The 14,582-nt window shown below is 63.0% G+C and carries 9 protein-coding genes; 6 read left to right on the forward strand and 3 right to left on the reverse strand.

The window, feature by feature from the left end; all coding sequences use genetic code 11:
- Positions 1-322: 322 nt before the first annotated feature.
- From J2X53_RS21840 to J2X53_RS21860, 5 genes are all read left to right on the forward strand, one after another.
- On the forward strand, positions 323-2,623 hold the full coding sequence (locus J2X53_RS21840) for a hypothetical protein (protein WP_349039608.1): 2,301 nt from the start codon (positions 323-325) through the stop codon (positions 2,621-2,623).
- A gap of 255 nt (positions 2,624-2,878) precedes the next feature.
- Positions 2,879-4,132 (forward strand): TolC family protein, encoded by a 1,254-nt coding sequence (locus J2X53_RS21845; protein WP_349039609.1) that lies wholly within the window; start codon positions 2,879-2,881, stop codon positions 4,130-4,132.
- Positions 4,133-4,137: 5 nt separating this feature from the next.
- Positions 4,138-6,300 (forward strand): type I secretion system permease/ATPase, encoded by a 2,163-nt coding sequence (locus J2X53_RS21850; RefSeq protein WP_349039610.1) that lies wholly within the window; start codon positions 4,138-4,140, stop codon positions 6,298-6,300.
- Positions 6,297-7,469 carry an HlyD family efflux transporter periplasmic adaptor subunit gene (locus tag J2X53_RS21855; protein ID WP_349039611.1) on the forward strand — a complete coding sequence of 391 codons (1,173 nt, stop codon included), beginning with the start codon at positions 6,297-6,299 and terminating at the stop codon, positions 7,467-7,469. Before J2X53_RS21850 ends, J2X53_RS21855 begins: the two co-directional genes overlap by 4 nt.
- A 26-nt stretch (positions 7,470-7,495) precedes the next feature.
- On the forward strand, positions 7,496-8,785 hold the full coding sequence (locus tag J2X53_RS21860; RefSeq protein ID WP_349039612.1) for a BamA/TamA family outer membrane protein: 1,290 nt from the start codon (positions 7,496-7,498) through the stop codon (positions 8,783-8,785).
- Positions 8,786-8,799: 14 nt separating this feature from the next.
- On the opposite strand, the gene J2X53_RS21865 is transcribed toward J2X53_RS21860, so the two are convergent.
- From J2X53_RS21865 to J2X53_RS21875, 3 genes are all read right to left on the reverse strand, one after another.
- Positions 8,800-10,020 carry a glycosyltransferase gene (locus tag J2X53_RS21865; protein ID WP_349039613.1) on the reverse strand — a complete coding sequence of 407 codons (1,221 nt, stop codon included), beginning with the start codon at positions 10,018-10,020 and terminating at the stop codon, positions 8,800-8,802.
- A gap of 4 nt (positions 10,021-10,024) precedes the next feature.
- Positions 10,025-10,660 (reverse strand): response regulator transcription factor, encoded by a 636-nt coding sequence (locus J2X53_RS21870; RefSeq protein WP_349039614.1) that lies wholly within the window; start codon positions 10,658-10,660, stop codon positions 10,025-10,027.
- A 139-nt stretch (positions 10,661-10,799) separates the two neighbouring features.
- The gene (locus J2X53_RS21875; RefSeq protein WP_349039615.1) at positions 10,800-12,785 is read right to left on the reverse strand and encodes a hybrid sensor histidine kinase/response regulator; all 1,986 of its coding nucleotides are present in this window, start codon (positions 12,783-12,785) and stop codon (positions 10,800-10,802) included.
- Positions 12,786-13,055: 270 nt separating this feature from the next.
- Here J2X53_RS21875 and J2X53_RS21880 point away from each other — a divergent pair.
- Positions 13,056-14,582 (forward strand): BapA prefix-like domain-containing protein (locus J2X53_RS21880; RefSeq protein WP_349039616.1); only part of this gene is annotated, 1,527 nt, incomplete at its 3' end.

Genomic DNA, 14,582 nt, shown 5'->3' on the forward strand with positions numbered 1-14,582 from the left:
CCACGGCCTGAGCCACGCCGTCACCACAGGGCTCCCCTTGCGCGAGCCCCACAGCGCGCGGCCCAGACCACGGGCCGCGCGTTTTGTGTTGGGGAACACGCCTCAAAGGCGGTGTTCCTTGCAGGCAGATCACACTTGAGCAAATTACCTGTCCTTTATTGGAGAGGCACCTGCAGGCATTGTCATCTGGCAGGCATTGTCATTTGGTGGTGATGAATACATACTGTAGTATGTGATGCGGAGTCCCCTCCTGACTCCGTTTTACGATTCTTGCGCAAGCGTCGCGCGCACAGTGTTCGCGCATAGTGTTAGGGAAGCCGAAATGACGGCACAGAAGACCAGCCCTGCCAATCCCCCCGCAAAACATGGGGATGCTGCGGATATTCTTCCGCCGCGACGGCTTGCGGATGCCGAAGCTCAGACGCGTTCGACCGGTGGAGGCTTCAGTGCAGCAGCCGCACTGAGCGCGGTTGGTGCCGGTCTGGCCATGCAAAGCGCCACCCATGCCGGCGAAGTTGCGCTGCGCACGGATGAAGCTGATCTGCCGGAGTCGTCAGGCGGGACCGGAGGGGGGCTGGAAACGCTCGTCTCTGCGACCTTGCCTGCCGAGGCTGTGCCGATAGCTGACACCGATCCTGGGCCCCCGACCCCTGCGGGTGGGACGGTAGATCTGCCCGGCACAGAAGCGATCATCATGGATACCGCCCTGAATCAGGCCGGGCCCTCTCTGGCTTTCGCGCCGCCGCTGGGCTCGGATGCATTTGAGGGGGCCGGTGAAGGTCCGGTCCGTATCGCGGCAAACATGACCCTGCCGCTTTCTGTTGCCCCGACTGTGATGCAGGGGGGCGCTTTGGCGCCGGCCCCTGTCGCGGTGAACACTGCGGTCGAGAGCGGGATCGGCTCGGCGCCTCCTTTCGTGCCGGTGGTTGGAACAGGCATTGGGGCGGAGGCCCCGACAGAAATCAGCGGTCTGGTTGAAACGGTCCTGTCTCCGGTTGGCGGGCTGGTTGATGGCATCCTGAGTCCGGTGCTTGGCGACGGCGGTATCGTCGATACCGTCCTGGACCCGATTCTTGGCAGCGATGGCTTGGTGTCTGATGTCGTAGAGACGGTAACGGAAGGGGTTATTGACCCGTTGCTGGGCGAAGACGGTTTGCTGGACACTGTACTCGACCCGCTGCTGGGCGAGGGTGGTGTGGTTGAGACCGTGCTTGACCCGGTGCTGGGCGACGGCGGCGTGGTCGAGACCGTGCTTGATCCGCTGCTTGGCGAGGGTGGTGTGGTTGAGACCGTGCTTGACCCGGTGCTGGGCGAGGGTGGTGTGGTTGAGACCGTGCTTGACCCGCTGCTGGGCGAGGGTGGTGTGGTTGAGACCGTGCTTGACCCGCTGCTGGGCGAGGGTGGTGTGGTTGAGACCGTACTCGACCCGGTGCTTGGCGAGGATGGTGTGGTCGAGACCGTACTCGACCCGTTGCTCGGCGAGGATGGTGTGGTTGAGACTGTGCTTGACCCGGTGCTCGGCGAGAATGGCGTGGTCGAGACCGTACTCGACCCGCTGCTGGGCGAGGATGGTGTGGTCGAGACCGTGCTCGACCCGCTGCTGGGCGAGGGTGGTGTGGTTGAGACCGTGCTTGACCCGCTGCTGGGCGAGGGTGGTGTGGTTGAGACCGTGCTTGACCCGTTGCTGGGCGAGGGAGGGGCGCTTGAAACCGCTCTTGATCCTGTCCTTGGTGAAGAGGGCATTGTTGACAGCGTTCTGGACCCGATCATCGGCGATGACGGGGTTCTGAGCGGGGCGCTGGACCCGGTTCTCGGTCAAGACGGGGCGCTTGGGGGCGTATTGGCCCCAGTCGTTGGCGCGGGCGGAGTTCTGGACACGGTGTTGAGCCCCGTGCTCGATCGCCTTGGCCCGGTCGGCGCGCTTGTTGATTCGATCCTTGGTGGTCTTTTCGGGGGGCGTGGCGGCCCCTCTGCGCCGGTCCAGGACGCGCCGGTTGCGGCTGCCGGTGACGCATTGGCACCTGTGATCATCGCCGATGATCCGGTCGTTGCTGATGCCACGACGGATGGCGACGGCGATGACGGTTTCATGGAAAGCCTGATTGGCGAGAGCACACTTGAGGCCGGGGCGGACAGTCCTGAAGACATGGCAGATCTGCTGAGCACAGCGACGGATGACGTTCTGGATGAGCTTTTGTCAGATGACTATCTGGCAGACCTTGATCATGACGCGGCTGTTTCCGGTGAGGATGCGCTTCTGAGCGAAATGCTTGAGGTGGGGTTGACCGGCGCATTGGCACAAGAGGCAGTGTTGGGCCTGACATCTGAAAGCGATGCCTCCGACCCTGAACTGGATGCCTTGCTGAGCGAAATTCTGGACAGTGGCGAGCGACCGCTTGGCGGGGTCACTGATCCGCTGGCCGCGCTTCTGGAGAGTGCGACAGAGGGTGATGGGGCCGAAGGCAATCTGTCTGGGCTGGACATCGGACCGGCTGTCGAAGATGCCCTCGAAACCATGTTTGGCGCGCCACCTGTCGAGGCTGATATTCTGGGCTCAACTTTGGGAGACGGGGGGCTTTTGGGGGGGCTTGGCCTGCCGGGTTCTGAAGATGAGCAGCGTTGATGTCATGCAGACACCGGGACTTAACCTTGCAACTCGCGCCCAGATGGTGTTGTTTCAATGTTAACACCCGTGCGTTGAAGCGGATGTTTGAAAGTGTCTACTGACCAATTCGTGGCGGTTCTGGTGTGGCAAATGATGTTTCTGCGCTGCCTCTTTTTTACATCGGTACTCGACATGAGGGTGTTCAACGTGGCCTGTGGCACTTCAGGGATCAAGGATATGGCGACGGGCCGCGTCGCAGCGATGAGGGGGAGCATGCGTTTTCTGAGTATCCTGCCGTGCGCCTTTGCCGTCAGCGTCTCCATCGCACTGGCAGCACCGGCCCTTGCCCAGACTCCGTTGCAGCAAGCGGTTTTGATCGCGTCTGAACGTGACCCCGGCATCACGGCTTTGCGCCACGAAATCGCGCGCCGCTCTGTCGATATTCAGGCGGTGAATGATCAGAAGTACCCCCAGCTCAGCCTGTCGGCCGATACCGCCACGACCAGCTCTGACGGGCCGGGCGTGACGCTGACCGTGTCGCAGGTGCTGTATGACTGGGGCCGCGTGCGCAGCATGCTTGCCAGTGCATCGCAGGATCGCGTCGTGGCGGTGTCGGATCTCAAGATGGGGATCGAAGAGCTGACGCTTGATGTGGCGAATTACTACATTGATGTCGATGTGCTGGATCACAAGATTTCTCAGACGCGCGACTATCTGGCCTTTGCGCGCCGGATCGCGGACCATGCCGAGGCGCGTCTGACAGCGGGCCGGGGCGATAACGGCGAGGTTGCACGCGCCCGGCTCGAAGTCAGCCGGACCGAGCAGCGGATGGAGCAGCTGAGCAGCGACCGCATGCTGGCTCTGGCGCAGCTGGAATTTCTGATGGGCCGCAACCCCGGCACGCTGTCCACGCCTGCGGATCTGGATTTTGTGGGCCGCTACAGCAACCCGGATGCGGTGACATCGGCGATCCGCCTGTCGCCGACCTATATTTCCGCCAATGCCAGACTCGGACGTGCCGAGTCAGAGATCGGTCTGGCACGTGCCTCCCGGCTGCCCACCATCCGGTTGCAGGCACAGGTGCGGGCAGACCTTGACCGGGGGCGCACACGCTCTTCAGTCGGGCTGTCGACGGGCATGGATATCGGCGCGGGCACCATAACCGGACGGCAGATCGAGTCGGCACGGCTGCAGGCCGAAGCGGCCCGGTCAAATCTGGATGCCGTGGGTCGCAATCTGGGCAACGGGGTACGCAGCGCGCTCGAACGGATTCGTGTGCTGCGCGCAAGCGAGATATCGCAGCGCAATCAGCTGTCTCAGGCGCAACGGGTTCTCGACAACTATGAACAACAATTCGTCGGCGGTCAGCGCGAACTGATCGACCTTCTGACAACGGGGCGCGATCTTTACGATGCCCAGATTGATCAGATCGACACTTACGACGAACGCAAACGGACAGAATACAGTGCGGCTTTTGATCTTGGTGTGCTTGGCACTCTGATCCTCGCAAGCTCCAATCAAGGCTGACAAGGATGACAATCGCGCGGGACCAGACCTCTGCCAGATCAACCCGATCAGACCCGTTGGTGACCGGTCTGGTAGAGCTGTGCCGCGTCCATGGCATTGCCGCATCAGCGGAACGGCTGACCGACGGTCTGCCCCGCGGCAAGGACAACGTGCTGCCGATGTCGCATGCCGCAACAGCGCTGCGCCGCGCCAATATGAGCTGCCGCGTCAGTTCAGAGCCGCTGCTGTCGATCCCCGAACACAGCCTGCCCGTGCTGTTGTTTTTGCGTGACGGGACAACGGTCATTCTTGAATCGCTGCATGGTGACCGGGCCAATGTGCTGCTGCCCGAAACGGGCGGCGGCCGTGCGGGATGGAGCCTGAAAGACCTGAACGACCGTCACGACGGGCGGGTGCTGATTTCAAAGCCGATCGACATCGTCTCGGGCCGGCTGGACAAAGCGCCAGAGTCCCGGCGGCACTGGATCATCGGGCCGGTGCTCGACAACTGGTCTGTCTATCGTGATGTGATCATCGCATCCTTTGCCGCAAACCTGCTGGCCATCGTCTCGGCGCTGTTTGCCATGCAGGTCTATGACCGCGTGGTGCCGAACCAGGCCTTTGACACGCTCTGGATTCTGGCCAGCGGTGTCGCCATCGCCATCGTGCTGGAAATCATGCTGCGCATCATGCGCGCGTCGTTGATTGATGTGTCGGGGCGTGATCTGGACCTGCGGCTTTCGACACAGTTGTTCGACCGCGTGTCGAACATCCGTCTGGCGCATCAACCCAAATCGACGGGCGTGTTTGCCAGTCAGGTGCGCGATTTCGCCACCGTGAGGGAGTTCTTTACCTCGGGCACCGTGACGGCGCTGTGCGACATTCCCTTTGTCATCATCTTTGTCGGTGTGCTGACCTATCTGGGCGGCCCGATGCTGGGGCTTGTTACTGTGGCGGCGGTTGTGCTGACCGTGCTGCCGGGGCTGCTGATGCAGCGCCGTCTGGCGCGCGCCTCGCGTGAAAACACGCGCGAAGCGGCGGCGCTGAACGGCTTGCTGCTGGAAACCGTGTCGAATCTGGAAACCGTCAAGGCAGCGCGGGCCGAAGGCCGCCTGCAACGTGCCTATGCGCAGCTGACGGCGACGATGGCGACGACGGCGATTCAGACCCGCAACCTGACCAACGTCATGTCGCAGATCGTGGCCGCGGTGCAGAAATTTGCCTATGCTGCTGTCATCATCGTGGGGGTCTACCTGATCAGCTCCGGCGATCTGACCGTGGGCGGGCTGATCGCCTGCACCTTGCTGTCCAGCCGCACCCTGTCACCGATGGGGCAGGTTGCCGGGCTGCTGGCACGCTGGCAGCATGTGCGTGCCGCGATGGAGGGGCTGGACGGGATCATGAAGCTGCCGGTCGAGCGTCCGGCAGACCGGGATTATGTCCGCGCGCCGAACATCTCGGGCGATTACCGGCTTGAGGATGTGACCTACCGCCACGACCCCGAAGCGGCCCCCTGCGTCATCATCCCGGATCTCAAATTCTCCAGGGGCGAGAAAATCGCGCTGCTGGGCGGCAATGGCGCGGGCAAATCCACGCTGCTGCGCCTGCTGGCCGGGCTGACCGATCCGCAGGACGGCGCGGTGTTGGTCGATAATCTGGCGCTGAGCCAGATCGACCCGATCGACCGCCGCCGCCAGATCGGCTATCTGCCGCAAAGTGTTGCGCTGTTTCAGGGCACCCTGCGCGACAACCTTTTGCTGGATCATGGCTTGCACAGCGACGATGATCTGCTCGAGGCGCTCGATGCCGTGGGTCTGGGCACCTATGTCCGCCGCCATTCGCGTGGGCTTGATCTGCAGATCCACAGCAATGCCAACGTCTCTGGCGGGCAAAAGCAGGCCATCGGTCTGGCCCGCGTCATCCTGCAAGACCCGCGCATCGTTTTGCTGGACGAACCGACGGCGGCCTTTGACCATATCACCGAAGACAAGGTCATTTCCTTTCTGCGGGTCTGGCTTGAAGGCCGGACCGCGATCATCTCCACCCACAAACGCGAACTGCTGGGTCTGACGCGCCGCGCCATCGTGATGAAAGACGGCCGTGTTGCGCGTGACGGTGATCTGTTGCAGATCCTTAATGCCGCACGGGCCAGCAAGGTTCAGCAGTCCTCCGTTCAGATCGTGACATGAGCGGGGCGGACGCCTACGACACCAGCCATCTGGACGGAAGCTACCGGCGCGACGTGCTCCGGCGGTCCCGATGGATGATCCGTTTGGTCTGTCTGTCGGTGCTGATTGCCGTGGTCTGGGCCGGGTTTGCCGAGATTGACAAGATCACCCGCGGCGACGGGCGGGTGGTGCCGCTGCGCCGGATGCAGACGATCCAGAGCCTTGAAGGCGGCATTCTGTCGGAGCTTCTGGTCAAGGAAGGCGATATCGTCACCAAGGGCCAGATCATCGCAACGCTTGACCCCACCCGGTCCCGCGCCGCCTTTATGGGCGCACGGTCGGAAATAGATGCGCTGGAGGCCGAAGTCACCCGGCTGGAGGCCGAGGTGCTGGAGCAGCCGGATCTCGATTTCGGGGCCGAGCCGACCGAGACGCAGCAGACCGAACTGCGCCTGTTCACCGCCCGCCGGACCCGGCTGGAGGCGTCACTGGTCGCGCTGGAGGCGGAACGTTCGGCCATTCAGGAGCAGCTGGACATCACCACCTCTCTTGCTGCCAGCGGATCGGTCAGCCGGATGGACATGCTGCAACTGCGCCAGAAACTGGCAGAGCTGGATGGCCGCATCAACGAGGCCCGCAATGGCTATGTTCAGGACGCTTACCGCGATCTGGCCGAGCGCCGGGCCAAGCTGACAGGTCTGCAACAAGAGGTGGTCCGCAAGGAAGACGAGTATCTGCGAACGGTCGTGCGCTCGCCGGTCGAGGGGCGGATCAACAACATCTCGATCACCACGCTGGGCGGTGTTGTGCAGTCGGGCGAAGCGATCATGGAAATCACGCCGATCGACGATCAGCTGATGATCGAGACCAAGATCCTGCCGCGCGATGTGGCCTTTATCGCCCCCGACATGCCGGCCAGCGTCAAGATCACGGCCTATGATTTTGCCGTCTACGGCGATCTGCGCGGAACGGTCGTGCAGATCTCGGAAGACACGGTTGAAGAAGATACCCCTGCGGGCAAACAGGACTTTTACCGTGTCATGGTCCAGACCGACCGCAGCTATCTGGAGCGGTTCGGCGAGCAGTTTCCGATCCGCCCGGGCATGGTTGCGCAAGTCGATATCGAAAGCGGCCAGCAGTCCATTCTCAGTTATCTGACCCGCCCGCTGCTCCGCGCCAAGTTGCGCTGAACCTGCCCGCCAATCATCGGTACAAAATGACCCAGCCTTACCCGTCTTTCCGTGCAGCCTTTCCGATTGCCTTGCTTGCGGGCCTGACCACACTCGCGCAGCCCGTGATGGGGCGGGTGTATCAGACCGTCGAGGTGCGGGGGGCAGAGTTCGTCCCCGAAGACGACATCCGCCTGACCTGTGGCGACCTGCAAGGGATTGATCTTGATGCGCTGCAACTGCGCTCGGTCGAGGAGTGTCTGATGTCGACCGGCGTGTTTGAAAGCGTGTCGGTGGCAGGGCAGGGCGATGCGCTGGTCATTGACGTGACCGAAGTGGAAACCCGGCCGGGGCGGATCGACGTAGGGGTGGCCTGGGTCAGTGATCATGGTCTGACCGGCACATTGGCCTATGAGCAGTTCAACCTGATCCCGGACGCGTTTCTGGGGATCAAAAGCAGCTACAACCGCGAGCATCGCAGCTATGCGGTCAACCTCTATCACAAGGAAACCTTTGGTCCCGCGCTGCATTTCGGTCTCGACATCGCGGGTGAGCGCAGCAGCTTTGACGATCAGTCGTTTTCGACCCGCCGTGATCTGGCCGAGGCCTATCTGGCCTGGACCCCGCAGGATGACCTTCGGCTGGAATTTGGCTTGGGCTACCGGGATCACCGGCTGTTTGACGTGACCGCCACCGCCAGCCCGCTGTTGCGGGCAGAACGCGGCAAGGTCAGTGCGCCGTTCCTGCATTTCGCTGCCGATTACCAACAGGGCACGGAAGAGGATAGGCAGAGCTTTTCAGTGCGGCTTGACCAGTATGTGTGGAACATCGGCACCGGATCGGGTGTCGCCGAGACGCGGCTTGATGCGCGGTCGCGGTTTGCGCTCGGGGAAAAATCTGCCCTGCTTGTCGGCCTTCAGGGCGGGCTTGTTGCCGGTCGCAGCGACTATGAGACAACCGTTCTGGATCGTGGCTTTATCGGCGGGGAGGGGTTCCGTGGCTTTGCGCCGCGCGGGTTGGGCCCCGCCGATGCGGGCGACAAGTTGGGCGGCAACCGCTACGTTGTCGGCTCGGTTGAAGTGCGGCGCGCGCTTGGCAAACTGTCTGACAATCCGGTCCATGGCGGCATTTTCATGGATTTCGGGTCGGTCTGGTCGCTGGACAATACCTTGAATGGCACAATTGATGATGCAGCCCATTTTCGCAGCAGCATCGGGCTTTCCGTGACCTTTGACGTGGCAAAGGTGCCGGTCTCGCTCTACCTGGCCACGCCAGTCAAACATCGCCCCGGTGACAAGCGCCAGATCTTTGGCCTTTCCGCCGCCGCCCGGTTCTGATCCGGGCAGCCTGCCTAGGTCAGGCGCCGCGCCCTGTTGTCCATTGCCTGCCGGAACAAGGTCATGTAGCGCGGCGCGACCACCTGCAGGCTCTGGTTCTGGCCCAGAATCCGGGCGGCCTGACCCAGACGTTGCCGGTGCGCAGGATCGTCTTTGAGCGCAAGCACCGTTTTCACCCAGACATCAGGATCATCGGGCAGCAAGGTGCCGTTCACCCCGTCACAGATCAGTTCGGTCGGATAGCCCCGGTCTGGCGCGATGACACAGCCACCCCGGCCCAGAATCTCCATCAGCCCCCAGTTCGCCACGCCATAGCGCAGGGGATAGAGAAACAGGTCAATGTCTGACAGCTGCCGCACATAGTCGTCGTAGGGCAGCTTTCCGGGCAGGTCGATGACCTGTGCAACGGCAGGATATTCGCGCATCAGATGGGCGCAGAAATCGGCGACCTCGCCCTTGTATTTGCGCTGCACCCATTGCTGTTCATAGCCATAGGTCGCCCCCGACGATTCCCCCAAGGCTACAAACCGGGCGTCAATGCCGTGCCGGATCAGACGATCCGCGATCTGGACAAAGGTATCAAACCCCTTGGCATTCGACAGATCGCGCGCCGTAAACCCGATGGTAAACGGCGTGCCGGGGGGTTTCACCAGCGGTGGCCCGAAATCCAGCCCCTCCAGCTGCACCTCGATATTGCCCTGCAACGCGGGGGGGAACATGCGTTTGGCGTGCTGGCTGGGGCAAATGACCAGATCGCTGCGCAGCGCCTGATAATAGTGCATCATCTCGATGTTCTTGTCGCTCATCCGCTGCGCCTGATCCGGCGGATAGGCCGGGTCCCAGCCATGGGAGCGGTAGCTGGGAAATTCGACATAGCTGACGATCGCGGCGTCGGTCTCGTCATACAGAAAATGCGGCGTGCCCCACAGCGAATGCGTCACCAGAACGTCGATCTTGCGCTGCTGCTCAAAGGCCTGCACCGCCGCCAGCAGACCCCGACCGATGCGGGCCGACCGTTCCAGCTTGGCCGTATAGTAATAGTGCGTCTTGCCGACGATGCTGCCATCCGGGGTGAACCCAAGGATGTGGTCCCCCCGGTGCCTGTTCCGCTCTCGATGACCGGGGGTGGTCAGAAAATAGGTCTCGGCCATTCCGGTCTTGCGCAAGTAGTCGCACAAGTGCCCGAACTGACCGGGATAGACGGCTCCGGCAAAGACGATAACGGGTCTGGTCATGGGCTCAGATCAGTTTCCTGTCACGGGCGGCAATAACAGCCTGCGTGCGGTTGCTCACGCCCAGCTTTTTGCAGATCGACTTCACATGCATTTTCACCGTCGGCTCTGCCAGAGTCAGGGCCGCACCGATTTCCCGGTTCGGCATGCCTTCGGCCAACAGTTTCAGCACGCCAAACTCCCGTTTTGACAGGCCGGTGCCCGAGTCATCGGTGGTCGCCTGACGTTTTTCCACCAGTTCAATCGGCAGATACCGCCCGCCCCCCGCCATGAACCTGATCTCATTCGCCAGGTTCTTGAGAGACGCGGTCTTGAGCACGATCCCGGCCCCGCCGAGCGCCATCACCTCTTCAACGACACGCGGACTGGGGCTGCTGGTCAGGATGCCGACAGGTTTGCCGCCATTGTGCTCCAGAGCCGTTGACAGGCCGGACAGCCCGTCCATTCCCGGCATGTCCAGATCAACCAGCACCAGATCGTACGGTCCGCTTTTGTCGATTTCGCGGACAGCACTCGGCAGATCCGGGACAGTCTCGACCTTGATGTCAGAGACGCCGTTCAGATAGAGCTGCAGCATCTCAAGGATCATCGCATGGTCGTCGGCGATCAGAAGCCTGATCGTATCGGTCTGTTGTTCATTCATTTTTATGACCTTCGGCGCTTCCTGTTTCCGGCATTTGTGTGCAGTCTCGGCAGGCATGTATCTTGTGCAGCCAGCGGTTCAATGACCCGCAGCTGCTTTCGCATGACTATACATCCCGCTTTCGCCATTAGGGAGAGGGTCATTCTGACAGCTCCGCTATCATCTGATGGGTCTCGTCCAGCGCTGCCGCCAGCGCCTCACACAACGGGGCCGGAACAGAGTGGGTGCTGTTTACGCTCAGCTCGATATCCCGCAATCGCTTTTCCACCAGTTGCAGGCCGGTAAGACCACTGGCCCCCGTGGCGGCATGCAACCTGCGCCCGGTATCCGGCCCGACCCCTTCGGCCAAAAGATCATCCAGCACCGACCGGGCCTCGGACAGGGCGCGCTGCATGAAGATACGGGTGCGATCCACGCCGATCTGCTCGAACAGATCGGCCGCCACCGTTGGGTTCAGCGCAACCCTGGCCGTGGACGGCGCGGCTGCCGCCGCCACCTTCGGCGGCGTCCCGTCCAGAATGCCCGCAAGCGTGCGGCTGAGGGTGTTCGGCTGGATCGGCTTTTCCAGAACGCAGACCATGCCCGCCTGCAGACAGGCGGCGCGGATCCGGTCATCGGCATGGGCGGTCAGCCCGACCACCTTGCCGCTCCATGTCACGGCAGAAGCCGGATCACCGGCCCGCAGCCGTGTGGCAAGCTCGATCCCGTTCATCCGGGGCAGCGTCACATCTGTCAGAACCAGATCGACGCGCGCAGCAACCTCGTGGCGTGACAGCAGCGCGAGCGCCTCTGGCCCGCTGCCGACGGGCAGGGCCTCGGCCCCCGCCACCTGCAGCACATGGGTCAGCCAGTCGCGGCTTGACGGGCTGTCTTCCACCAACAGGATCGTCCGCCCGGCCAGCGGGGACTGACCGGGGCTGCGGTCGGGAATGGCCGCCACACTTGACCGCGTTTCGGCACGTGGCAGGCTGAAGGTCACGGTAAAGAGCGTGCCGATCACCCGGCCATCGCTGCCTGGCGCCAGTGCCGCGCCATCGCGGCCACGATCCGCAATCTCGATCCGCCCGCCCAACTGGCGCAACGCATGCGCCAGTACATTCAGCCCGGCCGAAGGGCGCTTGTCCGGCGTTGAAATCTGCGGGCCGGGGTTATCCACCGGCAGGCCAAGCGCTTCGGCCAGACGGGCGCGCTGTGCCGGTGGCAGGCCCCCGCCTTCATCCATCAACGCCAGCCGGACCCGCCAGATTTCATCCCCTGTTTCATCGGCGACAAGGGCAGAACCAAGCGGCGTGCAGGACAGGTGCAGATCCACCCGCCCGCCGCCGTGGTTCACCGAATTGTCGATCAGGTTCTGGCACAGGGCACGCACAAAGCGGATCGGCCCGCGCAGGGTCAGATCCTTGGGCGCATCGACAGTCAGAGAAACATCGGTGGCACGGGCATTGGCGATGGGCTGGACCATCGCAATCAGGCTGGCCACCTCTTCTGCGATGCGAAAATCTTCGTCCGGCTGCCCGCCCTTCAGGTTCTGCTCGCCCCGGATCACGGCAAGAACATTGCTGATATGGTCAAGCGCAAGCTCTGCCGCCCGCCTTATTCCGCCGTCGCCAGTTTCAACATGCCGGTCGCCCTGTTGCCGCATCAGCGAATCGGCGGCGGCCAACAGCGACTGGATCGGCGTGCGCAGATCATGGGCGACCCGCATCAGCGTGGCTGACCGGGCGCGATTGCGCAGCCATGTGGATTCCTGGTCGCTTTCGGACAGGCGCAGCATGAACCCTTCGACGCGGCCAAGCGGCACATGCACCACCTCGCCATCAAAAGTCTGATCGCCCTCTTGCCAGGCCGCAGCGATGCTGCCCGCCCGCCGCGCCCGGCCACACAGATCGGGCCAGTTGAACCGCGACAGCAATTCGGATTGTGCGATGTTCAGCCGCTGCGCCGATACATTGGCCAGAAGGATTTCGCCCTTCTGGTTGGCAAGCGCAACGGCACGCCTGTCGGTCACGATCACCCGCGCCAGTGCCTGCAGAATGGGGCGCACGGAATCGGCCAGATCCTTGCGGTTGCCTTGCGGCAGGGCCGGTCCGGTCTCCTGACTGTTTTTGTCGCGACTGTGCGGCACCGTCGGATCTCCTTCCTTTTTCGCTTCGGGGCAGCGGATGTCAGGCGTTGGCAGTCAGTATCCCCTCCAATCCGGGCGAATACCACCGTGATGGATGGCGCAGATGAAATCGTCTGGCTGCGATCAGCCGGCGGACTGTGGGGCCACCGACCGAAGCATAGTCGTATAACTTTAGTATGTATTTAATTTACATACTATTGGCTATGATGTATTGCTTGCCCCATACTTCCCGATGCCCCCCTTCTCTTGGGCCACAGACTGGAGCAAGCAATGTCGCAAAGCACTCTTCAAGCCGGCACAATCAATAATATCTCGATCCAAGCCCTGCCGGCGGACATCAAGCAATATGCAAAGACCGGCAACGATCTGATCGTGCAGATGAACAACGGCGAGTCGATCCGTGTTCAGGGGTTCTACAACCCTGCCGCCAATGGCGAAGAGCATCTGGTGGTGTTGGCTGACGGAACGCTGGTGCGCCCGGTGCCGGATGCGGATCAGGCAGGCCTTGGCGCCGGTATGCTTGCGACAGACGAAATGATTGCGCTGGGCGCTGCGGGTCTGGGCGCGGGATTGATCGCGACAAGCAGCGGCGGCGGTGGCGACGCGCCGACGGACCCGACAGACGGCACCGATCCGACGGATGGCACTGATCCGACCGATGGCACCGATCCGACCGATGGCACCGATCCGACGGATGGCACGGACCCGACCGACGGGACTGATCCGACCGATGGGACTGATCCGACGGACGGCACGGACCCGACCGATGGCACCGACCCAACCGATGGCACCGACCCAACCGATGGGACTGATCCGACCGATGGCACGGATCCAACCGACGGCACCGATCCAACGGACGGCACCGACCCGACGGATGGCACCGATCCAACCGATGGCACCGACCCGACGGATGGCACCGATCCAACCGATGGCACCGATCCGACGGACGGCACCGATCCGACGGATGGCACCGACCCGACAGACGGCACCGACCCGACGGATGGTACTGATCCGACCGACGGCACTGATCCAACGGACGGCACCGATCCGACCGATGGCACGGACCCGACAGACGGCACCGACCCGACCGACGGCACCGATCCGACAGACGGCACCGACCCGACGGATGGTACTGATCCGACCGACGGCACTGATCCAACGGACGGCACCGACCCGACAGACGGCACCGATCCGACCGATGGCACTGATCCGACCGATAGCACCGATCCGACCGACGGTACGGATCCGACCGACGGCACCGACCCCACAGACGGGACGGATCCGACCGATGGCGCGGAAGGGTCTGCCGGGGTGCTTGATCCGGTGCTGGCGGATGGCGGGTTGCTGGGGAGTGTGACCGGCAATGACGGTCTGTTGGGCGACATCACCGGCTCGGACGGCCTGTTGGGCGACCTCGTGGGCAGCGATGGCCTGCTGGGCGGAATTGCCGGAGATCTGCTGGGCGTTCCGGTGCTCGGCGACGGCCCCGATCCTGCGCAGGGGCTGCTTGATCCGGTGCTGGGCGACGGTGGCCTGCTGGGCGATCTGACCGGCAATGACGGGGCGTTGGGCGACCTCACCGGCTCGGAAGGTCTGGTGGGCGGTCTGACCGGCAATGACGGCCTGCTCGGGGCCGTGACCGGATCAGAGGGCCTGCTGGGCGGATTGACCGGCACCGGCCTTCTGGGCGGCGGCGAGGGGACAGGCGGCGGCCTGCTGGACGGTCTGCTCGGGGATGACGGGCTGCTCGGCGGCTTGCTCGGAGGTGACGGCGGTCCGCTGGACGGCGTGACCGAC

This window comes from Pseudotabrizicola sp. 4114, from assembly GCF_031457365.1.
Lineage (GTDB): Bacteria > Pseudomonadota > Alphaproteobacteria > Rhodobacterales > Rhodobacteraceae > Pseudotabrizicola.